Here is a 25262-nt window from a genome sequence, read left to right as displayed (position 1 = left end):
TACATGAATAAGCAATGTAAAAAAACGTGCAATATCATCTTTTGCATAAGAACACACTCTATCGTGTTTTCTTACAGCATTTTCTTGAAGAAAAGCTCTTTTAAAATTTGCTCTTTCATTTTACGCAACTAAAGAGCGATAAAATACCAAACAAGAGATTCAATCAAAAGAATTCCAAAGATAGCTGCCAAATAAAGTAACGAAAAGAAAAACGTTTTTTTGGCCATCAAAATAGTTTCATTATGTGTATCAGCTTTCCATAAACGATAGGCAAAATAAATAAAGATAATGCTTAAAATTGTTGAAAAAATACCATAAAAAATTCCGCCAAGACCAGTAAAGCAAGGAGCAGCAGCACACAATGCCATCAAAACAGTATAAAATAAAATCTGTTTTTTTGTTGAATGTTCACCTCGTACATTAGGCATCATAGGGATACCTGCAGCCTCATAATCAAGAGATGAAAATAAAGAAAGAGCCCAAAAGTGAGGGGGGGTCCACATAAAAATGATTAAAAATAATAAAAAGCTATCAATACTCACTGTCCCTGTTGTCACGGCCCATCCAATCATTGGTGGAAAAGCCCCAGAAGCACCACCAATAACAATATTTTGTGGTGTGATACGCTTTAACCAAATTGTATAGATAACGACATAAAAGAAAATCGTAAACGCAAGAAAAAATGCCGCAAACCAATTAATGAAGCTCCCCATAACCAATACCGAGAGCATAGAAAGAACCATGCCAAAAATAAATGCCTTTTGGGAGCTGATTTTACCCATGGGAATAGGACGCTTTTTAGTCCGTTCCATCACAGCATCAATGTCAGCATCATACCACATGTTCAGTGCTCCCGCACCACCGCCACCAGCAGCAATACATAAAATTGCTAAAAAACCATACCACGGATTGATAGGAACAGGCGATACAAGCAAACCAACCAGAGCCGTAAAGACCACAAGAGACATAACACGTGGCTTTAATAATGTGATGTAATCACCAATACCGGATTTTGGTGGCGTTGATTTACCATTCACAACCGATAACTCTTCTGAAACTGACATTCCACTCAAAGCCCTTTTCCATTTCTGTCATTCACAAATCCAATATTATCTGACAAATATTATCTAGCGTATGGAAATGACCCATTAAGACCAATCGTATTTTTGAGAAAATATGAAATATCTCTTTCGCACGTATCCCCTAAAAGTAAATGGAAATATTGGCAATAAAAATACATTTTTTCAATCAACGTTCTCTCCACATTACAAATGTATCATAAAAATATATCATATGAATTAATATATTTGGGTAAATACTGATTTTGTGTTATGGTTTTTTATGGGGAATTCATTTTTTTATGTAAATCTATGCATGGTTGTGGGTGTTGAGTCGGATAGGATTTTCTGTGATACTTTATAAATTACTCAAAAAAACTTTTTTTATTGGTGCTGTTCTTTACACGCTTTATAGTAGTTTTATCAGTCATGCATTTGCACAAACACCCTATGCACAAGATGTCCCTGCTCCGCAAACCTATGGTGCATGGACAAAAGTGTGTTCTCTACCACCAGGTACACCTAACATACAGTGTGAAGTTGTACAAAACGTTCACACACAAGGGCGTCAAGATATTACCTTGCGCGTTACATTTTATAAACTTCCTCAAAAGCAAGGTGCTTTGATGCGTGTTTTTGTTCCGATTCGCGTTGAATTACGTCCTGGCGTTGGAATTAAAATTGACGATAAAAATATGGGCAGAATGGAATATCGTCGTTGTCTTGGTGATAATTGTGTTGCTGAAGCCTTTCTTAAAGAAGACATATTGCAGCTCTTTTTAAAAGGAAAAATGGCAACCTATTTTATCTTTACAACTCCGGAACAAGGGATTGGAGGTTTTGTTGACCTTCATGGTCTTGGCGACGCCTATGCAACCTTACCGACATGAATGAAATCAATACATTTTAAACAATCAAAATCTCATCGTATATTTTGAAAGATTCTTAAAATTAGATTGATAAAAATCTTCTGAGCCCCCATAAAAATAGGATAATTCTTATGAAATCGCTGATTGATCATTTTGATATTGCTTCCTCTAAAGTGCAATCACTTATACAGGAAACACTTCATCATGCTGATGATGGTGAGCTTTACCTTGAATACACAGAAAGCGAAGCTCTTTTATTTGATAATGGACAGCTTAAAAACGGCTCATTTCATCAAGATATGGGATTTGGACTACGCGTTGTTGCTGGAGAGGCTACTGGATATGCTCACTCTAGTGAGTTATCAGCTGCTGCACTCAAACGTGCCAGTGAAGCTGCTAAAGCTGTTACCTATAATAATCATGCAGGGACTTATAGCATAGCACCTCAACAAACAAACAAAAGGCTTTATCAACCGCATAATCCCCTTGATGCTCCATCATTTGAAGAAAAAAGTGCTCTTTTGCAAAAAATTGATGCCTACTTACGTGCTAAAAATGATAAATTGCATCAAGTGACTGTTTCTCTTTCCGGCTCGCTACAACATGTTGAAATTTTACGTGCAGATGGTTATTTGGTTCGTGATATTCGTCCCCTTGTGCGACTTTCTATATCTGTGGTCGTAGCTGAAGGCAATCGACGTGAAAATGGTTTTTATGGGTGTGGAGGGAGACAAGCATTTAACCAATTTATTCATGAAGACAATTGGAAGAAAGCTGCAGATGAAGCCTTACGTATGGCTTTAACAAATTTAGAAGCAGAAGCAGCACCTGCTGGATCTTTTGATGTTGTCTTAGCCAACGGATGGCCTGGTGTTATGCTCCATGAAGCCGTAGGTCATGGTTTAGAAGGTGACTTTAACCGTAAAAAAACATCCGCTTTTGCTGGACTTTTAGGACAACAAGTTGCAGCAAAAGGTGTTACAGTTGTTGATGACGGAACAATTCCACAATGCCGTGGCTCTCTCACTGTTGATGATGAGGGGACCCCTTCAGGATATAACGTTCTCATTGAAGATGGAAAGCTCGTTGGTTTTATGCAAGACAGGCTTAATGCACGGCTTATGGGAGGTAAATCAACTGGAAATGGACGGCGTGAATCTTATGCTTATGCACCAATGCCACGAATGACCAATACAATCATGCTAGGAGGAGATAAAACACCTGAAGAAATCCTTTCTTCACTTAAAAGTGGTATCTATGCTGTTTCATTTGGTGGAGGACAAGTTGATATTACTTCTGGAAAATTCGTCTTTGAATGTACTGAAGCATACCGAGTAGAAAATGGTAAAATTTGTGCACCAATCAAAGGGGCAACTCTTATTGGAAATGGACCGGATGCTATGAAACGTATCACAATGATTGGTAATGATAGTAAACTAGATAATGGTATTGGTATGTGCGGAAAAGCAGGGCAAAATGTCCCTGTTGGTGTTGGTCAACCTCATCTTCGAATCAATAATATGACAATCGGTGGAACTGCGCTTATAGAGGAATAAGCTTGCTCATTCCTTCCCAGTATTGCCTCCTTCTCGTCTATTATGACCATTTTGTGAGGGGGAGATTACAATGAATTGATTTATAAAGATAATCTAGCGTTATTCATATTGTATTAGAACCTTGAATACCGCAAGATTCTCTCATTTTAAATCTGTGTCTGTTGGATCAATCAAAATCATTCGTTTATACGTTACAGGCGGGGAGAGTTATATGGATAAAAACTGTACAAGAAAAGACTAAAGATTCCTCTTATGGGCCGTCTCAAGTACCAAGAGTTTTAAGAAACATTAGGGGATGGCAAATATAACGACGGCACAGGCTTATTCAGACACATCTTTTTCGTAAGATATTAGTCTTTTGTGTGTTTTTTTTGTGTGGGGTAACTTGTCTTTTATATTTCATAATAAAAAAGCTTAAAAGAAAAAAGCACTTTCTACATTCAGTGCTCTTAGCTCAACGAGAAAAAGGTTATTATTATAGATAAATTTTGGAGAAATTTTATAATAATACACAGGTCAACTTTTAAAAAATCTTCATAGTATTAAAAAACTTTCAGGCTAAAGTTTCCAACCTTTCTTTTTTTTCTTTTTGCTCAAAACAGCAACAACTTCGACATGTGGTGACCATAAAAATTGATCAATCGGTATGATTTTTTCTACTGTATACCCCCCTGCAACAAGAAGAGATAAATCACGAGCAAATGTAGTAGGATTACAAGAAATTGCCACAACACGTGATACTGTTGTCTTCGCTAATTCACGTACTTGTTGCTCTGCACCAGCACGGGGAGGATCAAAAACAACACTCTCAAAACATTCAAGTTCCTTTACAGAAAGGGGATGTCGGAAAAGATCACGTTTTTCACAAGTGACCGTTTTTAAACCAGTCGCAAAACGTGCTGCTGTATTTAGATTTCTTAATGCATCTTCATTATTTTCTACTGCATGAACATTCATCTTTTTTGCCATACGCAAGGTAAATGTTCCTACCCCTGAAAACAAATCAACAGCATTCTTTGCTTTTTTTAAATGAGTCAAAATAATATTGCCCATTATATTTTCAGCTTCACAAGTTGCTTGCAGAAAACCACCAGAAGGAAATTCAACACGGACATCTCCAAAGTAAATCTCTGGTTTTTCTCGTTCAACCAAAACTTCACCGTCAACAGATAAACGTATAATCCCATATGAAAGAGCAGCACTGATCATTCTCTGACGAAGTGATTCATGGTGTATAATGCAACCGCTTAAAGCAACATCTAAACCATTTTCAACACATGTTATCGTAACATGAAACCGTTTGGCAGAGCTCTTTAGAAAAGCACAGAGCTCTCTGATATTATGCAACTGAGAAATAAGCTCTGGACGGCTTACTGGGCATTCCTCAAGAGCTACAATCTCATGAGAGAGATAACGGTTAAAACCAACTTTTTGCCCCTGTGGGGTCATGGATGCTGTTAGAGTAATCCGCCGTCGGCTATAAGGTTTACATTCTATTAAAGGCGCAACAACATTATTAAGTCCATACTTTTTAAGCGCCTCAACAACCAATTGTTGTTTCCATACGCGATAAGCATCCATATGCCAATGCTGAAGAGTACACCCTCCACATTCTCCAAAATGCTGACAAAGAGTATCAATGCGTTCTGATGATTTTTCTTTTAATGTTATATATGTTGCATATTTTCCATGAACAGTAATTTCAGCACACTCTCCTGGTAAAGTAAAAGGAACAGAAACGAAGCCGTGAGACGTCTTAGCAATACCATAACCATTTGCTCCGATATGATCGATTATGACATTGTCATTCACTCTTGTTTTTCTCCGAATAGTAAATATTCCACGTTGCCATCACCACCTGTAATAGGGGAAGAAATTAAACCTTTTGCACTCCACCCTGTTTGTGTATTTAACCAAACAAAAAGCGCCTCAGCAGTTTCTTTAGCACTTGATGGACTTAATATTCCTCCCTTACTAAAGTGTTTACGACCAACCTCAAACTGAGGCTTTACCAGTAAAACAGCTTGGGCACCCTTCTTGGCTAAAGACAACACGGGAGGTAACGCAAGTTTGAGCGAAATAAAGCTAACATCTGAAACGATAAGATCAATTTCTCGCCCACCTAAATGTTCCTGTTTAAAATCTCTGACATTCAAGCCTTCTAATAACGTTATAGCACTGTTGCCCAATAAACGTTTATCAAATTGATGATGCCCAACATCAACGGCAATGACATGATCTGCTCCACGTTCTAAGAGAACTTGCGTAAAACCACCTGTTGATGCACCAACATCAATGGCTGTCACTTTGTCCGTTACAATTGGAAATGCATCAAGTGCAGCAATCAATTTTAACGCTGCCCGAGAAACATAATTCTGCGCTGGATCACAAACGGTAATCTCTGCATCATCAAAAACGATTTGCCCAGCTTTAAAAACGATTTCTCCGTTAACTTTAACAGTTTGGCGCATAATTGCATCACGTGCGCGTGAACGTGTCGTAAAAAAGTTTTTTTCAACTAAAAAAATATCGAGTCTTTTTCTGGAAGCCATCTCATACTCGAATTTTCTATCCTGTTCGAATCTCGCGTCCCAAAACAGCAAAAACCGTGTTTAAAATACCCATAGCGTCAAGTCCGACACGTGAAAGAACTTTTTCTGGTGAACCATGATTCAAATATTCATCAGGAAATTTTAGTGTACGAACTTTCAAACCATGCTCTAAGAGCCCTTCTTGCGCTAAAAATTGTAATATGTGCGCTCCAAATCCACCGATTGCCCCTTCTTCAATTGTCACCAATACCTCATGCTCACGTGCCAAACGACGCATCAAATCTTTATCTAAAGGTTTTGCAAACCGTGCATCTGCAACCGTTGTAGACAATTCTTCAGCCTCCAACGCATCAGCAGCTTGCAACACTTCTGACATCCGCGTTCCAAAACAAACCAAAGCGATTCTATTTCCTTCACGCAGAACGCGCCCTTTTCCAATTTCTAATAACTCACCACGTTGCGGTAAATCTATACCAATCCCCTCACCACGCGGATAACGAAAAGAAATTGGTCCCTGATCATAAGCTGCAGCTGTACGCACCATATGCATCAGTTCAAGCTCATCAGAAGGTGCCATAACAACAAAGTCAGGAAGAGTGGCCAAAAAAACAATATCAAAACTTCCAGCATGTGTTGCACCATCTGCCCCCACAAAACCTGCTCGGTCAATAGCAAAACGTACCGGTAATTTTTGAATTGATACATCATGAATAATTTGATCATAAGCACGCTGTAAAAAAGTAGAATAAATTGCAACAAAAGGCTTATACCCTTCACAAGCAAGTCCTGCCGCAAAAGTTACGGCATGTTGCTCAGCAATACCAACATCAAACATTTTTTCAGGAAATTTTTTCGCAAAAGAATCAAGGCCTGTCCCTGTTGGCATCGCTGCTGTTATGCCAACAATCTTATCATTATGGCGAGCTTCTTCTATTAAAGCTTTAGAAAATACCTTGGTATAGGGTAGAATATTACTTGATGCTTTTACCTGTTTTCCTGTCGTGACATCAAAACGATTAACACCATGATATTTATCAGACGAGGCCTCTGCAGGTGGATATCCCTTTCCCTTATGGGTTACAACATGCACCAAAACAGGACCATTAGGATATTCACGAACATTTTTAAAAACAGGCAATAAATGCCCCAAATTGTGCCCATCTATGGGGCCAACATAATAAAAGCCAAGCTCATCAAATAAAGTTCCCCCAACCAAAAGTCCACGCGCAAATTCCTCTGAACGACGGGCTTTATCCAAAAAAAACTTTGGCAATTTTTCGCTCAACATCTTTACGCGTTCACGTAAATGACGATAAGAAGGACGAGACACTAATCGTGCAAGATGTGCACTCATAGCACCTGTAGGTGGTGCTATAGACATATCGTTATCATTAAGAACAACAATCAAGCGTGCATTCAAAGCACCAGCGTTGTTCATGGCTTCATAAGCCATGCCCGCAGACATTGCACCATCACCAATGACAGTTATGATATTGCGTCTTGTCTCTGCTTTCAAAGCACTTGCCACTGCCATACCAAGCCCCGCTGAAATAGAAGTAGACGAATGCCCCGCTCCAAATGGATCATACACACTTTCTGAACGTTTTGTAAAACCAGATAATCCGCCCTCCTGACGTAATGTGCGAATTTTTTCTCTACGCCCCGTTAAAATCTTGTGTGGATAGGTTTGATGACCAACATCCCAAATAATCCTATCCTCTGGTGTATTAAAAATATAATGTAATGCAACAGTGAGCTCAACAACACCAAGTCCCGCCCCAAGATGACCACCTGTTACAGAAACCGCATCAATTGTTGCGGTCCGCAACTCATCAGCCAACTGTACCAAATCAGACTCAGGTAATGCCCGCAAATCTTGCGGAAAACAAACACGGTCAAGCAATGGTGTTAAGACCTGAGACAAAAAAAATCCTTCCTATTATCTTAACTCAAGAAAACACAATGATAAAAATATATCTTCTCTACTCTTTTATTTACAGTTTTGCATCTTTTTTACTGAAAATGCTCTTTTCTATTTGAGATGAGCTATAATTTCCTCATTTTTAACTTATTTTATAAAAAAGAAATCAATAAAACTTTCTGTTTATAAACTAAGGTTATTGCTTCTCTTAAGTCCCACAATAAATATCCAAAAAGATTTAAATTATTTAGCATCAAGTGGTTCCACTCCTTCTGGAAAACCTTCTTCTGAAAGCTGGATTTTTTCAACTTTAGCTTCAGCAACTCTTAAGAGTTTTTCACAATGCTTTTTAAGCGCTTCACCGCGTTCATAAATATCAATGGATTGTTCCAAAGGCACATCGCCACGTTCCAAATTTTCGACAATAACTTCAAGTTGCTTAAGCGCTTGCTCAAAGCTTAAGGTCGTAATATCCCCCTCTTGTATCTCTTTTTTCATATGAACCTCAAAAAATATCTGTTCTGGATATACGAACTCCAAAACCTTCCAAACCTACATAATGATGCTCTTTAGAAGCATAAACAATAACAGAGCCTATTCCTAAATATTTTAAAATTTGTGATCCTAAACCAATTTTGCGCCATTCTTCTTCGCGTGCAATCGCCTGCACATGGTTTTCTGAACTGTTTCTTGTCATGTTTTGAATACCAACAGTTGATTGTATAACAGATCCTTCACGCAAATAAATAAATACGCCACGTTTTTCTTTTTCCATCATACGCCGCATCATCACCATAATATCTGAAGTTTGACAAAAAACGTCACTTATAATGTTTTCATGATGTAAATGCACAGGAATATTCTCACCCTCACGGACATCACCAAAAACAATTGCAATATGCTGAACGACTTCCCAAGGGAGTTGATAACTTTGAACAATAGCGGGACCTACGAATGTTTCAATAGGCATTTCTCCAACATGCTTGATCAATATTTCCTTACGTTGGCGGTAAGCAATTAAATCTGCAACCGTTATAATATGCAACCGATGTTCTTGCGCAAATTTCATAATCTGATCGCCATGTTTAACGCTTCCATCATCATTAACTAACTCACCGATAACACCAACCGGCGGCAAATTAGCTAATTTACATAAATCAACAGCGGCCTCCGTGTGACCTGAACGCATGAGCACTCCCCCTTCATGCGCAATTAAAGGAAAAACATGCCCTGGACGAACAAAATCATCCGCACTTGCATTTGAATTCGCAAGATTACGTACAGCTAATGTACGGTCATGTGCTGAGATCCCTGTTGTTATGCCGTGTTTAAAATCAACAGTAACCGTAAATTGCGTCCCATGTGCAGAGTTATTATCTGGTACCATAGGAGAAAGATTAAACCGTTTTGCTTCTTTTTTTGGCATAGGTGTGCACACAATACCTGTTGTGTGACGAAGAATAAACGCCATCTTTTCTTCTGTACAATGCGCTGCAGCAACAGTTAAATCACCCTCATTTTCACGGTCATCATCATCTGTCACCACAACAATTTCACCGCGTTCAAAAGCTTTAAGTGCAGAAACAATTTTTTTTTCATCATACGCCATTGTTCACCTTTTCAATCACCCAACTTGACCGCGATGTCTTAGATAATGGTCAGCAATAGCACAAGCAACCATCGCTTCACCAACAGGAACGGCACGAATCCCAACACATGGATCATGACGTCCCTTTGTTATAACGTCTATATCATGACCATCAACATCAATGGAACGACGAGGTGTTAAAATTGATGAAGTAGGCTTTACAGCAAAACGCGCAACAATTGGCTGTCCACTCGATATTCCCCCTAAAATACCTCCCGCATGATTTGATAAAAAAAGCGGTTTTCCATCATTTCCCATTCGCATTTCATCCGCATTTTCTTCTCCCCTCAAGCGGGCTGCCGCAAAACCATCACCAATTTCCACACCTTTTACCGCATTAATCGACATAAGTAACGAGGCAATATCTTGATCAAGCTTTGCGTAAATAGGGGCTCCTAAACCTGCCGGAACATTTTCTGCAACGATCTCAACAACCGCACCAACAGATGTCCCCTCTTTACGGAGTTTACTGATATAGTCACTAAAAATTTGAACCATCTCTGCATCAGCTGTAAAAAAAGGATTATTATCGACCTCTGACCAATCCCAACGATCACGATTAATATTATGAGGACCAATTGCTATCACTGCTCCTCGTACAATCAAACCAGGAACGATTTTACGAGCAAATGCACCTGCTGCAACACGTGCTGCCGTCTCCCGTGCCGAAGCACGTCCCCCGCCTCGAAAATCACGAATGCCATATTTAATATCATAAGTATAATCCGCATGTCCTGGACGATACTGATGAGCAATTGCTCCATAATCTTGAGAGCGTTGATCTGTGTTTCGAATCAACAGAGAAATTGGTGTACCTGTTGTCACCAATGTCGTTCCATCGTCTTGAACAACAACTCCTGAAAGGACCTCTACTTCATCTGGTTCTCGGCGCTGCGTTGTGTATTTTGATTGTCCTGGCTTGCGTTTATCAAGATAAGCTTGAACTTCTGCAAGAGTAAAAATAATTCCAGGTGGACAACCATCAATGACACAACCAAGAGCAGCACCATGACTTTCACCCCATGTTGTTACACGAAACAAATGACCAAATGTATTATGCGACATGAAAAAAGATCCATTTCTCTGTCAAATATATACAACGATAACGTATGTTGTGTGCTATACACAAAACAGCTCTTTTCTCCCAAATACTCTTGGACACCTTAAATTTGGTCAAATTACTGCTGTCTAATAAAATCTTATAAACCAAACTTTATTCTTTAACGACAGAAATGTCTGGTGCATCAACTGCTTTCATACCTATGATATTATAACCCGAATCGACATGATGGACTTCACCGGTAACAGAACGAGACAAATCTGAAAGAAAATAAAGCGCAGAATCACCAACCTCTTCAATTGTTACCGTACGACGTAATGGAGCATTATATTCATTCCATTTTAAAATATAACGAAAATCACCAATACCAGAAGCCGCTAACGTTTTAATTGGTCCAGCAGATATAGCATTAACACGAATATTTTGGGGACCTAAATCTACCGCTAAATATTTCACGCTCGCTTCAAGAGCGGCTTTGGCAACCCCCATTACATTATAATTGGGAACAACCTTTTCTGCACCATAATAGGTTAGTGTCAAGATTGAACCACCATCTGGCATCAATTTTTCTGCACGCTTCGTTAGAGCTGTTAGGGAATAAACGGAAATATTCATGGTCATCATAAAATTTGATTCGCTGATATCAATATAACGACCACTTAATTCATCTTTATCAGAAAAACCAATAGCATGAACTAAAAAATCAAGTTTTCCCCATTTCTTCTCTATTTCTCTAAAGACCGTATCAATAGAGACACTGTCAGAAACATCACAATGTCCACAAACAAATCCCTTTAATTCTTCAGCCAAAGGCTCGACACGCTTTTTCATTGCTTCACCCTGATAGGTAAAAGCAAGCTCTGCCCCTGCGCTACTTGCCGCTTTAGCGATTCCCCAAGCGATGGAGCGATTATTGGCCAACCCCAAAATTAAACCACGCTTACCGTACAATAAACCATTACCCTTAGCCATCAGCACTGCCCCATTGTTACTTAAAATTAGTATTATTCACCTGCCTATGACACAGGTCAACTTTTTCTTCAAGCAATTGGTTTAAAATCAAACAAAAACTACGCTTTTATATATAAAATTTTTAAAATTAATCTTGTTGCATTTGCAAAAACTGTTCTAGTGCGGCGGCATTTTCATCTCCCGGCAACATAATGCGAACATGCACATAAAGATCATCTCTTGTACCATTTTTTAAACGAAGCCCTTTCCCTTTCAACCGTAAAACGCGATCAGAACTTGACCACGCAGGAATCGTTAAAACCACACGCCCCTCCAACGTCTCAACTTCTTCTTTTGCTCCCAAAACAGCATGTTTAAGAGAAACTGGTAAATCAAGATGGAGTGCTCTTCCTTCAACCCGAAAACGAGGATGTTTTTGAATCTGAATGGTTATTAACGCATCTCCTGCTTGCCCGTGAGGTACCGCTTCTCCCTGACCTTTTAAACGAATAACCTGTCCGTCTTCAATATAATCTGGAAGTTTAATTTTTAACTTTTTCCCATTTGGAAAAACAGCCTCCACCTTTTCTGCGCCAACCATCTGCTCTAATGTTATGGCAAGATTAGCACGAACATGTGCTCCTTGTTGGGGACGGTTATAGTGTGTGGAATTCGAAAAGCTACCACCTCCTCCAAACAGATCCCGAAAAATATCACTCGTATCAAAACCTGCACCACCTGAAGAGGAAAAATCAAATCCCTTTGCTCCTCCTGAAAAGGGATTTTGTTTATTGCTAAAATTTTCACCAGCACCATAGGCTTGATAAAGCGGTTTTCCTTCCATATCAATTTCACCGCGGTCAAATTGTGCCTTTTTATCTTTATCACCTATAATTTCATAGGCTTGATTAATTTCAGCAAATTTCTCTTTAGCCTTTGTATCATCTTTATTATGGTCTGGATGATATTTCTTCGCTAATCTTCTAAATGCCGATTTAATCTCTTGCGATTTTGCGGTACGTGCCACACCCAAAATCGTGTAGGGATCACGCATATTGCCCTCTTTTCAATTTCTTCGTTTTCAAAATATCAACTGATACGTTGTTCAATATCCCTTATAGCTTCATCAGTCTATTCTAAAGAATAATTTCTTCTTTTCTCTTTATATGTCTATCAATAAACTAAAATACCAGATAAAATGAGATATTTATTTAATATAGCTCCTTGTAGTCTATGCTAAAGTAAAAAATAATTAAACTACCATAGAAATACACGATAGCATTGGCTTTTTGAAAATAAGAAAAAATGGTACTGTGACTTCTTGATGATAAAGTAAATGAGAAAATGCCTCACCCATGCTCACTGATATTTGGAGAAACTATGAGCAAAAAAATACCAACAGATGATCATTTTATGCAAATGCAAAAACCTTTTGAACTTTTCGCAAAGTGGCTTGAAGAGGCAACGATAAGTGAAATAAATGATCCGAATGCTATGGCATTAGCAACAGTTGACGAAACAGGACTCCCTAATGTTCGTATGGTTCTCCTCAAAGACTACAGTCCCCAAGGATTCGTCTTCTATACCAATTATGAAAGCTGTAAAGGACAAGAAATTTTAAAATCAATGAAAGCATCCTTAGGTTTTCATTGGAAATCACTCCGTCGTCAAGTCAGAATTAGAGGAATCGTTGAAAAAGTAAGTCAACAGGAAGCCGATGCCTATTTCCAATCGCGACCACGTGGTAGTCGAATTGGTGCATGGGCCTCTAAACAATCTCAACCTTTAGACAATCGTTTTGTGCTCGAAAAAGCAATTGCTCAATATACTGCGCGTTATGCTCTAGGCAATATTCCACGACCACCTTATTGGTCTGGGTTTCGTGTTAAACCCCTTTCTATAGAGTTCTGGTGCGATCGCCCATTTCGTTTACATGATCGTTTGCTTTTTACACGGGATTGTGTTGAACACAGCGATTGGAAAAGACAAAAACTTTATCCCTAATCCTTCAAACTTCATCGTTATGAAGATTTTTTCTTCGCAACAATTAAACAAATATTTTTTATTCGAAAAATTCTAAAAGAAGATGATTTATTTTATTTAAATAGAAGAATTTTATTTTCACTGTAAAGGTTAATTGGTGATATTTTCTACTGTATTGCTTAAAAATAGATTAGCAACAAGCTTATTAAAAAAAAACATACTGTATTCAGTAGAAACTATGATTTTAGCTAACTTATTTTTAGACCGCAGGATAAAATATCATCCATATACCCCCACATACTAAACCAGCAAAAATCACAAAACCAATAAGCGAATTAGATTTGAAAAGCCTGAGGCATTGTGAACTGTCATCTATATCAATGACTTTAATTTGAATAAACATATGGATACTTGCCACAAAAATCCCCAAAAAACTAAGAACAGGAACTCCAGCTAAATAAAATGCTAGACTAACGAACATCACAAAACCACCATACAAAAATACTAAAGCACGCTTGGTTGCTTTACCAAAAAGAAGAGCCGTAGAACGGACACCAACAGTAATGTCATCTTCTTTATCTTGATGTGCGTAGATTGTATCATATCCTATGGTCCACAAAATTGATCCCACATAAAGCAAGATTGGTGCCCAGCTTAAACTTCCAAAGACAACAGCCCACCCCATTAATGCCCCCCAATTAAATGCAACGCCTAAAAAAAACTGCGGCCAATATGTTACGCGTTTCATAAAAGGATAAAATGCAACAGCTATCAATGACGAAATACCTAGAAAAAAACTAAACCTATTAAATTGTGATAAAACGACTAAACCAACAAAACATTGCACAAGGATAAAAACTCTCGCTTGAAACCGACTCACATGACCTGTTGGCAATGGGCGAGAACGTGTCCTTTCTACCTGAGCATCAATTTTATGGTCAATAAGATCATTCCAAGTACATCCTGCCCCTCGCATAGCAATAGACCCCAGAAAAAAAAGAAAAAGATACCAAACCCAATGAAGAAACATTGATAAAAGAGTATCGTAATGCATGTTATAAGAGAAAAAAGCCATTGTTGTTGACCAAAAACAAGGCCACATCAACAATTGCCAACCGATAGGTCGATCCCAACGCGCCAATTGCGCATAAAACCATAAAGAACGGGGAAGGAAGCTGTAGACCCATTGTTTGGAAGATGCATCCATAACCCGTCCTTGGCTATCATAGGACTGAACATGCGCGATATTTTTATTTTTTTTCATCAAATGATTTACCTTTGGTCTTGCGATAGAGACATTTCATTCTTATGAGAAGGGGATGAGATTAATTATCTTTTATGAGAGGAGCAAGCAATGAATATTCTTCTTATTGGCTCAGGTGGACGAGAACATGCTTTAGCATGGAAAATAGCAGCATCACCACTGCTAACAAAGTTATATTGTGCTCCTGGAAATCCTGCAACAACAGAATTTGGTGAAAATATTAATTTAAACATTGATGACCATCCCCTTGTTATTGATTTTTGTAAGGCACATTCTATTGATCTTGTAATTGTAGGACCAGAAGCACCCTTGGTGGCGGGTATAACAGACTCTCTTAATAGCGCTAACATCTGTGTATTTGGTCCTACTCAAAAAGCTGCTCAACTAGAAGGTTCAAAAGCCTTTACAAAAGATTTATGTCGGAAGAATAACATTCCTACAGGAAGTTACCAATGCTTTAATGATGCCTCTAAAGCTAAAGCTTACATTCAGCAACAAGGTGTTCCCATTGTTATTAAAGCTGATGGCTTAGCAGCTGGCAAAGGTGTCGTGGTTGCAACAACTATGGAAGAAGCGTTTAACGCAGTTGATGCCTGCTTCAAAAGTACATTTGGAGATGCAGGAAACAAAATTGTTGTAGAATCTTTTCTTGAAGGTGAAGAAGCAAGCTTCTTCTGCCTTTGTGATGGTAAAGTTGCTCTTCCTTTTGGATCTGCTCAAGATCATAAACGTGTAGGTGATGGGGATACTGGAGCAAACACCGGTGGTATGGGTGCTTATTCACCAGCGCCCATCATGACCCAAGAAATAGTGAATCGTACTCTCAAAGAAATTGTTGAACCAGCTTTAAAAAGCATGAAAGAAATGGGCGCCCCCTTTAAAGGTATTCTCTTCGTCGGATTAATGATAACGCAAAAAGGACCCGAATTAATTGAATTTAACGTACGATTCGGTGATCCTGAATGTCAAGTTTTAATGATGCGCCTCAAAGATGATATTTTGCCAATTTTTCTTGCTGCATCTCAAGGAAAACTTGAAAATAAGCCTCTTCGGTGGTCTGAAAAAACAGCTCTCACCGTTGTTATGGCTGCTAGTGGTTATCCAGACTCTCCCCAAAAAGGTACTGTTATCCGTAACGTTGATCAAGTAAACACTCTTCCCGATGTGAAAGTTTTTCAAGCTAGTACAGTGTTGCGTGATGGAGAACTCATTGCAAATGGTGGACGTGTACTCAATATAACTGCAACAGGAAAAACGATTACGCATGCACAAAAACGTGCTTATGAAGCTGTTGATTGTATTGATTGGCCAGAAGGTTTTGTTCGTCGAGATATCGGATGGAGAGCCGTTGCGCGAGAAAATTAAATCCTTTGAATATTCTTTTTTTACGATTTTCTTATTTTATATAAGAGCATGATACAAAAATTTTCTCACTGTTTTACGTTGACCATAACTTTGAAAAAATAAGTGTGCTTTCCTTTGAACAATCAAATATTGTAAATAGGATATCTACTCATGATAAAATAGGAAAATTTTCTGAATCTGAAGATGTAATATAAAATAATCATTTTACTGTTGTCTTTACTTTAAACGCATTTTCTCATCATTTTTATAAACACTTTCTTTCTTATAAAATCCTGAGGAAAAACGTATATACTATCATTCCTTTTATTTATCGCGTTTTTAGTGAAATTCCGCTTTTACGAAAAATAAAATGCCCAAAAAAGATAGTTATGTTATTCACATACAAATTCTTAAACAATATCTCTCATGCTTATCATTCCCATTTTACGACACTACCTGCAAATAGTATAAATCCATTCTGCCAGCTTTCTGGAATAAAAATAAAAACCTATACCATCATTGTATTTTCCAATTCTCAATATTACGATAACCCTTTCTATCTAAATGATTTTGATTATAAAAGAGAGATGAAATAAGAATATTCTGCAATATTCAAAGCTTTCATTCAACATGGAGAAATGATTTATAAAAAAAAATTCAAAAACACTTCCAGTAATCTTCTGGTGTTTTTAATAATGTGGCAAAAACCCAAAATTATACCGCAAAAAAACAGTTTCTATTGTTATGAAAACCGTTTTTCCCTCTCTGAAAAAAGCGTTTTATATCATCGATTCCTGCTGCCAATGTATGGTGTCAAAAAACTCTCATTTACAATCATTGACTTTCTCTTTGTTTTCAAGAACCAAAAGTCACACCAAATCCCGTCTGTAAAGGTCTGAATTCTCATTAAGCGGGTTCCTCTTGCTTCCCACTCATATGCTGCACTTACACAAAGACCTACAAGCAAACTTAAGAATATTCGCCATATCTTCTAACAACACTTCATGTGTGAAGTTTACATGCCTTATGTTACCTCCCCAAACAACGATGTTTTACAGCACAACAAGATAAATGCTGACGGTCGTACAAAAATGAATGCATGTTAATTTACTGGAGTGCAATTCGATTCGCAATCACCAAACGCAAGCCTAACGGATTGCTATAACGAAGTAAAAAATGCTTTTGTTTAGAATGTGCTGTTGTACCAAAAAATCGATGTAAATCAGAACGATCTTTTACAACCAGAATGCGATTATCTTCATTGATCATAAGCATGGGAAGGCCATAAGTATCCGCCCATAACCGCCAATCCAGAAGAACATTATTCAAATCTCTGGAAACCAAAAGCGGTATACAAGCTTCCTCATCGGCATGAAGTAATTCTAATGAAACAGCTCTTTCTCCTGAACGCGTTTTTACGGTACGTGCTGCAATTCCTTGAAAATGATAAGGGGGTATTAAATGCGATAAGCTTGAAGGCATATCCGTTTTAAAAGAAACACCACGCTCATTTAACGAACAAATAACCTGATTACCCGTTTTGGATGAAAAATATGTCGTCGTTTGTGGCAAATGGCACGGATCTAACCGAAATTCAAGCACCGCTTTTGCCTGATTAAAGCATTGATTAGCCATATACATTATCCCAATTTATCTTAAATAACATACACCCTTTAGCAGCTTTTTCTCATTGGATTATTAAAAGTTTGAATAAAAAACAACTGGTTTCTTTTTTGGTTATTAAAATCTAAACAAAAATGCATGATCACCATTCTTGAATTATAATACTTTTCCAGGATTCATTATCCCTAAAGGATCGAGTGTTTTTTTAATCCCTTGCATAATATCCAATGCGACAGGCGATTTAAAAGAACGAAGTTCTTCGCGCTTAAGCTGACCAATTCCATGCTCAGCAGAAAATGCACCTCTATAGTCCACCACTAAACTATGAATGCGATGATTCATTGTTGACCATAACTGCAAAAACACTGTCGTATCAGCTCCTACAGGTTGTGTAATATTATAATGTAAATTTCCATCGCCCATGTGTCCAAAACAAATCACCTGTGCTCCTGGAGCAATATCTTCAACAATGAGCGCTGCCTCAGCAATAAAATCAGGAATAGAAGCAAGTGGGATTGCAATATCATGCTTAATGGACCCTCCTGCTAACTTTTGTGCTGATGATATACTTTCTCGTAATTGCCAAAAAAAATCTTGCTGTTTTAAAGATTGCGCAACAACTGCATCTTCTATCACCGCGTTCTTTAAAGCTTCTTCTAAAATAGTACTCAATACCGATAACGCCTCATCATTGCCTTGCAACGATGAAATGTTCATTAATACATACCATTCATGTTTCCGCTGAAGAGGAGGCTTCTCACACATCTTATAATCTAAAGCCATTTGCAAACTGGGATTTCCCATGAGCTCAAAACCTGTCAACATCCCTCCTCCATATTCTTGAGCCAGAGATAAAAACTCTAAGGCCTTCGCCGGACTATATAATCCCACCAAAGCAACAGCTTTTCCTTTTATTTTTGGAAACATCTTCAAAACGGCTGCGGTTATAACTCCCAATGTGCCTTCTGCACCAATAAAAAGATCTTTTAAATCATAACCGCTATTGTCTTTTTTAACAAAACGCAAATCATCTAAAATACGCCCATCCGGTAAAACAACTTCTAAACCAAGACAAAGATCACGCATATTGCCATAAGCTAAAACAGCTGTCCCTCCAGCATTCGACGAAAGATTTCCTCCTACTTGGCAAGAACCTTCAGATGCCAAAGAAAGAGGGAAAAAACGACCTGATTCATCCACTTTTTTCTGTAAATCCTGTAAAATAACACCAGCCTCTACAACAACAAAATTTCCCTCAAGATTTATAGCTCTAATCTTATTTAATCGCTCCATGGATAAAAGAACGCTCCCTCCTCCTTCATCTGGTTGTTGTCCCCCCACAAGCCCTGTATTTCCACCCTGTGGCACAATCGGTGTGCGCGTTTTGCTCGCTAACTGCATAATCGATGAGACCTCTGCGCAAGAAGATGGACGTAAAAGTAAAGGTGTTTTTCCATGAAAAAGCCCACGCTCTTCAAGCAAATACGGTGCAATCAAAGCTTGATCCGTTATAGCATGCTTAGCACCAACAATTTCCCTAAACCCTTCAATTAATTCCTGCTCCATGTTCATTTCTCCTTTGGAGCCGCAGCCCGTATAAGACGATCATTGATAGCCTCTCCTAATCCGTATGATGGAATAGGTTCTACTGCGATACATCTCACTTTAAATGAATCTAATTCCTTCATATATTGAAATAAATGAGAGGCTGCCTCTTCCAACTTTCCATCTTCGCTAAGGTTTAAAATAGAAACGGCATTTTCAGCCCCCATAACACGCTTTGAACCAAATGCTAAAAGCGCTTCACCATTTTCCACCTTTTCTACATTCAAACGAACCGTAGCATTGGGAGCATAATGCGATTTTAACATCCCAGGAGCTTCAATCGCCGCCCTTTGATCTAGCCGTTTTAAAGGCTTCCCCACAACCTCTTCAATTTTATCAGCCGCAAGCCCCCCTGGACGCAAAAGATAAATATTTTCACCACAAATTTTAATAATCGTTGATTCCAGCCCTATTTTAGCAGGTCCTCCGTCCAATATCAAAGGAACAGATTCCCCCAAAGATGCAAAAACAGCCTCAGCTGAAGTAGGGCTAAGACGCCCCGATTGATTCGCACTAGGAGCAGCAAGTGGACGGCCAAAATGTTGTACCACTTCCGCAAAACGACTGTCTGGAAAACGAACAGCCAAGGTATTCAAACCAGAGGTTGTTAAAGGATGGATATTATGCTGTTCCTTTAAAGGCAAAACCAATGTCAAAGGCCCTGGCCAAAATTCCTCTATTAATTGGCGTGAAAGAAAGTCAATTTTAACATAACGTTCCGCCATTTCGATGCCGCTAACATGCGCAATAAGAGGATTAATTTGTGGACGACCCTTTGTAGAGTAAATAGAAGAAATTGCCCTCCCATTGGTTGCATCGCCCGCTAATCCATAAACAGTTTCCGTTGGTAACGCTACTAACTTCCCTTGTTCAAGAAGCGCTATTGCCTCTCTTATCGAAGCACTATCGAGTGGTAGAATCGTCATGACACATCATTTCTATAACACTCTTTTAGTGATATTATGCTCTTTTTTATTCATATATCACATTGATTTATATGTTTTTTTAAGTATGGGGTTCATAAATAAAGGTTAGGGAATAGGATTTTCCAATATTCTTCTACAAAACATATCTTATTCTTCTAACTTTCTCTAATAATTTTTTGAATTTTGCTAAGTTCTCTTGTGAAAAGCTATTGTTGAAACTCTTGACATAGACTTAACGTGCAGTACATTGTACTACAATTGAATAGGGGATTTAGAAATGGGAAAAATTCAAGCCCGCATACCTGATCAAGTTCAAGAAATTGCAAGTGCAGTTATTAAGTCTACGGGTTTAACTGTATCGGATGCAGTACGCATGTTTATGACCCGCATTGCTAGAGATCGAACATTACCGCTTGGATTTTTCAACCAAATCCGGAAACATTACGAGCTATCGAGGATGCCGAAATGGGATGCGTCGAACGTACATCATTAGACAGCTTAAGGACCATGATACGCGAAGATAGAACCGAAATGCGTAAATCTGAAAAGAAAACCTAAGCTTGCTATATTGTCTATACGCGTTCATTCCGGTCTGACCTTAAACGTGAAAGCAAAGGTAGGTATGCTAATACACTAGAGAAGGATTTGCTGCTTGTAGTCAAAGCGTTAGCGGAGAATGAACCGCTAAAAGCGCATTGGAGAGATCATGCGCTAACAGGTCAATGGCGCAATTGTCGTGATTGTCATATCAAGCCAGATTTAGTTTTGATCTATCGAAAGCCAGATGCCAAAACACTAGAGCTTTTACGACTTGGTTTGCATTCTGAACTACGCTTATGATTGGATCTCCAATTCATAGTAAAAAGAATTTTTCGTAGTTTTGCTTGTATGTCAGTTTTTCTAATTTTTTGAGAACCATTGTTTTAAATGTGCGAAGATGTTGTCTATTGCATCCATGAGGCGTGCAAAATCAAGGATAAGCAAAAAAAGAAAAAATGCTATCCACTTCATCAAGCGAGACATCATTTTCACGCTTTGATAGGTGATGATCATTTCTTGAAGCATTTCTTTTCTACTTCTGTAATTTCTATATCGTCTTGTGTTTTTTTTCTAACCATGTTTCCACCCACACAAGCGTTCACCTAGATTATTGTGCTTTAAGATCTCTCTTGCTAAATTAGAACTGATGACGTTGACATCTTGCCTCTCTAAATAAATTGGTAACCAACCAACACAAGAAGAAGCATATTTATTTGTCGCGCAATCAATCAAAGAGAGCAGCACGCACATCAGCAGCACTTTTTTGATTAACTTCACTTTCCACCGCCAAACGTGTTGTGGCTGCTTTTAAAGCTTTTTCTGTTTGCTTTTGTTGTTCTGCTTTTTTTCCAAGAGTAAAAGCTCTTGCTAAAATCATAAAAAAAAGCGGCTAAAGCCGCACCTGTTAGCATCAGATTTCTTTTCATCCATAAGATTCATAGGCAGTGCTCCTGAAAACGTTTAGCAACAAAGAAAATGCCAGCATATGCGGCTCAAACCATAATGGCGGCTAAAGCCCATTGAACTAGACCATTGCCCGCTAAAAAACCGCCAAGACCTGAGAAAGAACCAATAATCGGTGCCAATGCTTCTGCTTTGAAAACCCCCGTTGGTGCTTGCGTTTCTACTGTTTGATAATTGGAAGAAACATAAGCCCCTTTCGCCCATAGTCCTGCCTCTGCTACACGCCGGTGTACAAGACCTTGTAAACGTTTGCCTCCCGCTTTGGTCCATTTCTGCAATTCGGTTGGTACAGATTCATAATCCCCCGATTAAGCCTTTTAAGTAGTGTTCTATAGCCTTCTTGAGGGCTTAACGTGTTGCCTATGATTTTCATGGCAAGATCTGGATATTGCGTGAGTGCTTGCGCATCTTCATCGCTATACCCTTTAGAGCGTAAAAATTGCAAAGTTTGTTTATGTTGTGCGCGTTCCTTGTTGCCCTGCCGCATAAGGATAGATGCATTTGAAAAACTTTCTTGTGGTGTTTTTCCTGATGCTAACCCCGCAAAAAAATCCATGAGATGCTCGGAAAATTCTGATTTTCTAAAACGCTCCCATAAGCTGCTTGGATTTGCATCTTTATGAATAAAGTTCCCAACGGCGTTTACATAATCGGTTGCCTGTTCTGGCATATCATTTGCTTTTAAATGCTCCTCTTCTGGTAAGTGTGCATTCAAATGTTTTTCTTCTCCTATAGGTGCATCAAAAAGCTTTTCCTCATCATTTCCAGAATCGTTTTTCAAAGAGTTTGCCGCTATAGATTTCTCATTAAGTTGAGCAATATAATCCATCACATCTTTTTGCTGTCGACCAGCTTCATCCCCACTAGACTGATCAATGTTCCCAACAAGTGGAGATTGAGGAATCATTGATGCAACACCTCCCTACTCTGAGAAGTCATGCTTTTGTTGCTCTGGCGCCTCTTGTACCTTAACAGTATCCTTTGAAACATCCGGCAATGGAGGCATTTGGCGCTTTAAATCATCTGTAGACATAATCAATTCTGCTGGCGTTTTTTTCCCAGCTTGTTCTGTCCCTGCTTGAGAACCACGAATAAGCTCTGTAGGACTCAATTTTTGTGGAGTATTATCCCCATTGCTCGCATCAAAAGGGTCTGTGCGACAAGCAGCCCGTTCTAAAAAACTTGGCTTGTATCGTCCTTCCAACGGCGTGCTTGGAGGCATCGAGCGTTGTTGCAATAAATATCTAGGTAACTGCGGTATAACCTGATACATTAAAGGACGCAAAAATTTTGGATCAAACAACTTTAAAAGAGAATTTGTGTTTTCTTGTTCCATCACTGCACCCTTTCCATCTCACAGCCACGCTTGCTATAATCTACATGCAAAAAACCTATCGCCTTATGCAAGAAAACAGCTTCAGGTTTTGACTTCAAACATCCTGCGCCATTACACCGCGATAGCGCTCTGGGGCGCCCTTGTAATTATACTCATAGAGTTTGTGTCCATCTCGCTGCCCTACTCGTACGATATTTTCTTTCGCTCTGACGTTGCTAAGCCCAGCAAAAGTACCAAGGATAGTTCCAACATTTCCAACAATCTCCTACGGATTAGTTTTTTTTATATAACAAGATATTGATTTATAATAATAATCTAGCGTTATTTATATTGAATTAGCCTCCCGAATAACGTAGGATTCTCTCATTTCAAATCTGTTTATCTTGAATCAATCAAAATCACTTGCTTGCACATCATAAGCGGGGCTGATGTGTGGGTAAAAACTATAGAAGAAAGGAGTAAAAATGATTCTTATGAATCGTCTTAAGAGCCAAGGGCTGTAGCAACACCCACGAGCTGGTTTTGTACACTTTCAAAAATGATATCTTTACCTGCTCCCAAGGTGATATTCCCGCTCTGCTCACCATTTGCATAAACAGGATTGGTACCAGCGATAATATCAGCGCCAACACCATGAATGCTGCCTTATTTAAAGTGCCACCCGCTTGAATAAAGAAGGAGACGGCTTTGATCCCCTACTTCATTCGTGATTTTATCCAACGACCTTTTAACGATGGGGAGGACGCTTTGGTGATCGCTTTTGTAAAGCTTTTTGCTTTTGCTGACGTTTTCTTTCATCCTCAAAATGCGTTAGTAAAGCCCCTTCCTGTTTCGTTTTGTTGGTCACACCAAAGGTGTCATTGTCCATAAATTGCTGATATCCTGCTATCATTAAATTGCTTAGGAATGAGCCACTTTTGGGAGGTTGTGTAAAATAGATCCCTTTTGAATCTTGCAGTTTATATCGGAAACCTGCTTTTTTCATGCACTCATAAACTGAGGCAAATTCACTCGCATACGAATTCATATCACTAGAAGAAGCATAAACCGGTTTCCAACCACATTTTGATAAGGATTGTTGGATCATCGCTTTATCGACACCTGGTTTTTCCCATAATGCTAAAGTTGATGGAGGAGGTTGGTTAACACATCCAGCTGTATTTAAGAGAGCTATGCAACTCAATAGTTTTAAGATTTTCTTCATTCTTCCCCTCTTTCAATGGATTTATTTACAATAAAAAAGCTCGTAAGCCTGTTGATATTTTCTGTCATCGCTGCTTAAACAACGGTGAACAATATTGAGATGATTGGTTGAGAAAACAATCCCACCATTCCAAGCAAAGGCAAGGATGGCAGATTGTTGATCATCACAAACAGCAAAACTTAAGGATAGCATTCATATTGTTCTGGATGCTTTTTACAAAACGGGCTGTTCAAGCGCTTCTTGACACTGCGCTGTGGTATGACAGCACCTGGACGACAAATGGGAAGATCCTCGGCTTTATGATTTACACACCAAGTTCCCCCTCCCACTTTATCACGAAAACCTGATTGAATCATACAAGCTTCTATGGTTGCTATTGCATTGTAGCTGAGCTTTCTGCTTTCTGGATCAGTATCATAAGGGGTTGGCATTCCACATTCTAATAAGGCTTTTCCTACCTCAGTAAAATCAGTAACACCATTTTTCTCCCACGCGCTCAAATACCCCCCAGGAGTTTTATTAAACTGGCACCCAGCTATACTCAATAGAGTTATCGCACTTAATAATTTTAAGATTTGTTTCATTTTTTACTCCATGATTTACTTGAAGGAACTTGTTCACGATGAGATGAGCCGTAAAGCATGTTGCACATACGCCCCGCATCTCCAAGACAGGTATGGGAGCTTATGGGATTCATGATCACTCTCCACCATTCTGTCAAAACGTTACTACCAGCAGGGAGTGTCCCGTAGGTATAGCCATTGCCGCCAATAATTCTGCTGACAAAGTCATATCTATGCCCATCAAAGCCAACAGTGGTTTGTTTGCCATCACTCACATAACCTAACAGACCGGATGC

21 protein-coding genes and 6 pseudogenes are annotated in these 25262 nt (G+C 38.8%); 6 read left to right on the top strand and 21 right to left on the bottom strand.

Annotated elements, in window-relative coordinates:
- Positions 1–128 precede the first annotated feature (128 nt).
- Positions 129–1064 carry a heme o synthase gene (cyoE, locus tag ACFIL3_RS00135; protein WP_375613023.1) on the bottom strand — a complete coding sequence of 312 codons (936 nt, stop codon included), beginning with the start codon at positions 1062–1064 and terminating at the stop codon, positions 129–131.
- A gap of 344 nt (positions 1065–1408) precedes the next feature.
- Here cyoE and ACFIL3_RS00130 point away from each other — a divergent pair, with 344 nt between their 5' ends.
- Together ACFIL3_RS00130 and tldD are read left to right on the top strand one after the other, a co-directional pair.
- Entirely contained in the window at positions 1409–1948 is a 540-nt protein-coding gene (locus ACFIL3_RS00130) for an invasion associated locus B family protein (RefSeq protein WP_375628307.1), read from the top strand.
- 110 nt (positions 1949–2058) lie between these two features.
- Positions 2059–3483, top strand: a complete 1425-nt coding sequence (tldD, locus tag ACFIL3_RS00125; RefSeq protein ID WP_375668545.1) for a metalloprotease TldD — start codon at positions 2059–2061, stop codon at positions 3481–3483.
- 558 nt (positions 3484–4041) lie between these two features.
- Here tldD and ACFIL3_RS00120 read toward each other — a convergent pair.
- The 8 genes from ACFIL3_RS00120 to ACFIL3_RS00085 form a co-directional block, all read right to left on the bottom strand.
- Positions 4042–5295: a class I SAM-dependent RNA methyltransferase gene (locus tag ACFIL3_RS00120; RefSeq protein WP_375638051.1), complete on the bottom strand. Its 1254-nt coding sequence runs from the start codon at positions 5293–5295 to the stop codon at positions 4042–4044.
- Entirely contained in the window at positions 5292–6035 is a 744-nt protein-coding gene (locus ACFIL3_RS00115; protein ID WP_375613026.1) for a TlyA family RNA methyltransferase, read from the bottom strand. Before ACFIL3_RS00115 ends, ACFIL3_RS00120 begins: the two co-directional genes overlap by 4 nt.
- A 16-nt stretch (positions 6036–6051) precedes the next feature.
- Positions 6052–7959 carry a 1-deoxy-D-xylulose-5-phosphate synthase gene (gene dxs, locus ACFIL3_RS00110; protein WP_375681738.1) on the bottom strand — a complete coding sequence of 636 codons (1908 nt, stop codon included), beginning with the start codon at positions 7957–7959 and terminating at the stop codon, positions 6052–6054.
- 240 nt (positions 7960–8199) lie between these two features.
- Entirely contained in the window at positions 8200–8454 is a 255-nt protein-coding gene (locus ACFIL3_RS00105; protein WP_375611123.1) for an exodeoxyribonuclease VII small subunit, read from the bottom strand.
- Positions 8455–8461: 7 nt separating this feature from the next.
- Positions 8462–9565, bottom strand: a complete 1104-nt coding sequence (gene ribB / locus ACFIL3_RS00100) for a 3,4-dihydroxy-2-butanone-4-phosphate synthase (RefSeq protein ID WP_375613028.1) — start codon at positions 9563–9565, stop codon at positions 8462–8464.
- A gap of 15 nt (positions 9566–9580) precedes the next feature.
- Complete coding sequence (aroC, locus tag ACFIL3_RS00095; protein WP_375613029.1) at positions 9581–10669, bottom strand: chorismate synthase; 1089 nt, start codon at positions 10667–10669, stop codon at positions 9581–9583.
- A 148-nt stretch (positions 10670–10817) separates the two neighbouring features.
- Complete coding sequence (fabI, locus tag ACFIL3_RS00090) at positions 10818–11636, bottom strand: enoyl-ACP reductase FabI (protein WP_273787904.1); 819 nt, start codon at positions 11634–11636, stop codon at positions 10818–10820.
- Positions 11637–11763: 127 nt separating this feature from the next.
- A complete protein-coding gene (locus tag ACFIL3_RS00085; protein WP_375628316.1) occupies positions 11764–12669 on the bottom strand; it encodes a DnaJ C-terminal domain-containing protein in 906 nt (301 codons plus the stop codon).
- Between the two features lie 326 nt (positions 12670–12995).
- On the opposite strand from ACFIL3_RS00085, the gene pdxH reads away from it, so the two are divergent.
- Positions 12996–13619 (top strand): pyridoxamine 5'-phosphate oxidase, encoded by a 624-nt coding sequence (gene pdxH / locus ACFIL3_RS00080; RefSeq protein WP_375628318.1) that lies wholly within the window; start codon positions 12996–12998, stop codon positions 13617–13619.
- Positions 13620–13857: 238 nt separating this feature from the next.
- Here pdxH and ubiA read toward each other — a convergent pair whose 3' ends face one another.
- Positions 13858–14862, bottom strand: coding sequence for a 4-hydroxybenzoate octaprenyltransferase (gene ubiA / locus ACFIL3_RS00075; RefSeq protein ID WP_375628320.1), 1005 nt, complete (start codon positions 14860–14862; stop codon positions 13858–13860).
- 90 nt (positions 14863–14952) lie between these two features.
- Here ubiA and purD point away from each other — a divergent pair, with 90 nt between their 5' ends.
- Positions 14953–16227, top strand: a complete 1275-nt coding sequence (gene purD / locus ACFIL3_RS00070; protein WP_375681737.1) for a phosphoribosylamine--glycine ligase — start codon at positions 14953–14955, stop codon at positions 16225–16227.
- A gap of 1086 nt (positions 16228–17313) precedes the next feature.
- On the opposite strand, the gene ACFIL3_RS00065 is transcribed toward purD, so the two are convergent.
- From ACFIL3_RS00065 to ACFIL3_RS00055, 3 genes are all read right to left on the bottom strand, one after another.
- On the bottom strand, positions 17314–17841 hold the full coding sequence (locus tag ACFIL3_RS00065) for a DUF6101 family protein (protein WP_375638047.1): 528 nt from the start codon (positions 17839–17841) through the stop codon (positions 17314–17316).
- A gap of 144 nt (positions 17842–17985) precedes the next feature.
- A complete protein-coding gene (locus ACFIL3_RS00060; RefSeq protein ID WP_375611115.1) occupies positions 17986–19395 on the bottom strand; it encodes an FAD-binding oxidoreductase in 1410 nt (469 codons plus the stop codon).
- Positions 19396–19397: 2 nt separating this feature from the next.
- Entirely contained in the window at positions 19398–20360 is a 963-nt protein-coding gene (locus tag ACFIL3_RS00055; RefSeq protein WP_375681736.1) for an L-threonylcarbamoyladenylate synthase, read from the bottom strand.
- A gap of 277 nt (positions 20361–20637) precedes the next feature.
- Here ACFIL3_RS00055 and ACFIL3_RS00050 point away from each other — a divergent pair.
- Positions 20638–20918: pseudogene (locus ACFIL3_RS00050) on the top strand (type II toxin-antitoxin system RelB/DinJ family antitoxin).
- 9 nt (positions 20919–20927) lie between these two features.
- Positions 20928–21200 (top strand): type II toxin-antitoxin system YafQ family toxin, encoded by a 273-nt coding sequence (locus ACFIL3_RS00045; protein ID WP_375668549.1) that lies wholly within the window; start codon positions 20928–20930, stop codon positions 21198–21200.
- 60 nt (positions 21201–21260) lie between these two features.
- On the opposite strand, the pseudogene ACFIL3_RS00040 reads toward ACFIL3_RS00045, so the two are convergent.
- From ACFIL3_RS00040 to ACFIL3_RS00005, 8 genes and pseudogenes are all read right to left on the bottom strand, one after another.
- Positions 21261–21478 (bottom strand): annotated as a pseudogene (locus tag ACFIL3_RS00040) (hypothetical protein).
- A gap of 146 nt (positions 21479–21624) precedes the next feature.
- A pseudogene (locus ACFIL3_RS00035) lies at positions 21625–21826 on the bottom strand (hypothetical protein).
- A gap of 66 nt (positions 21827–21892) precedes the next feature.
- Positions 21893–22191, bottom strand: a pseudogene (locus ACFIL3_RS00030) (glycoside hydrolase family protein); the annotation flags it as partial.
- Positions 22186–23199: pseudogene (locus ACFIL3_RS00025) on the bottom strand (hypothetical protein); the annotation flags it as partial. The pseudogenes ACFIL3_RS00030 and ACFIL3_RS00025, both read right to left, overlap by 6 nt.
- 727 nt (positions 23200–23926) lie before the next feature.
- Complete coding sequence (locus ACFIL3_RS00020; protein WP_375681735.1) at positions 23927–24403, bottom strand: hypothetical protein; 477 nt, start codon at positions 24401–24403, stop codon at positions 23927–23929.
- A 21-nt stretch (positions 24404–24424) separates the two neighbouring features.
- On the bottom strand, positions 24425–24595 hold the full coding sequence (locus ACFIL3_RS00015; RefSeq protein WP_375675009.1) for a hypothetical protein: 171 nt from the start codon (positions 24593–24595) through the stop codon (positions 24425–24427).
- The gene (locus tag ACFIL3_RS00010) at positions 24583–24987 is read right to left on the bottom strand and encodes a hypothetical protein (protein ID WP_375675007.1); all 405 of its coding nucleotides are present in this window, start codon (positions 24985–24987) and stop codon (positions 24583–24585) included. The genes ACFIL3_RS00015 and ACFIL3_RS00010 overlap by 13 nt, the downstream gene beginning before the upstream one ends.
- Positions 24984–25262, bottom strand: a pseudogene (locus ACFIL3_RS00005) (filamentous hemagglutinin); the annotation flags it as partial. The pseudogene ACFIL3_RS00005 and the gene ACFIL3_RS00010, both read right to left, overlap by 4 nt.

This window comes from Bartonella sp. CE47NXGY, from assembly GCF_042195415.1.
Taxonomy (GTDB): Bacteria; Pseudomonadota; Alphaproteobacteria; order Rhizobiales; family Rhizobiaceae; genus Bartonella.
The sequence above is the reverse complement of the archived record's forward strand: the minus strand, read 5'-3'. Positions and strand labels throughout refer to the sequence as shown.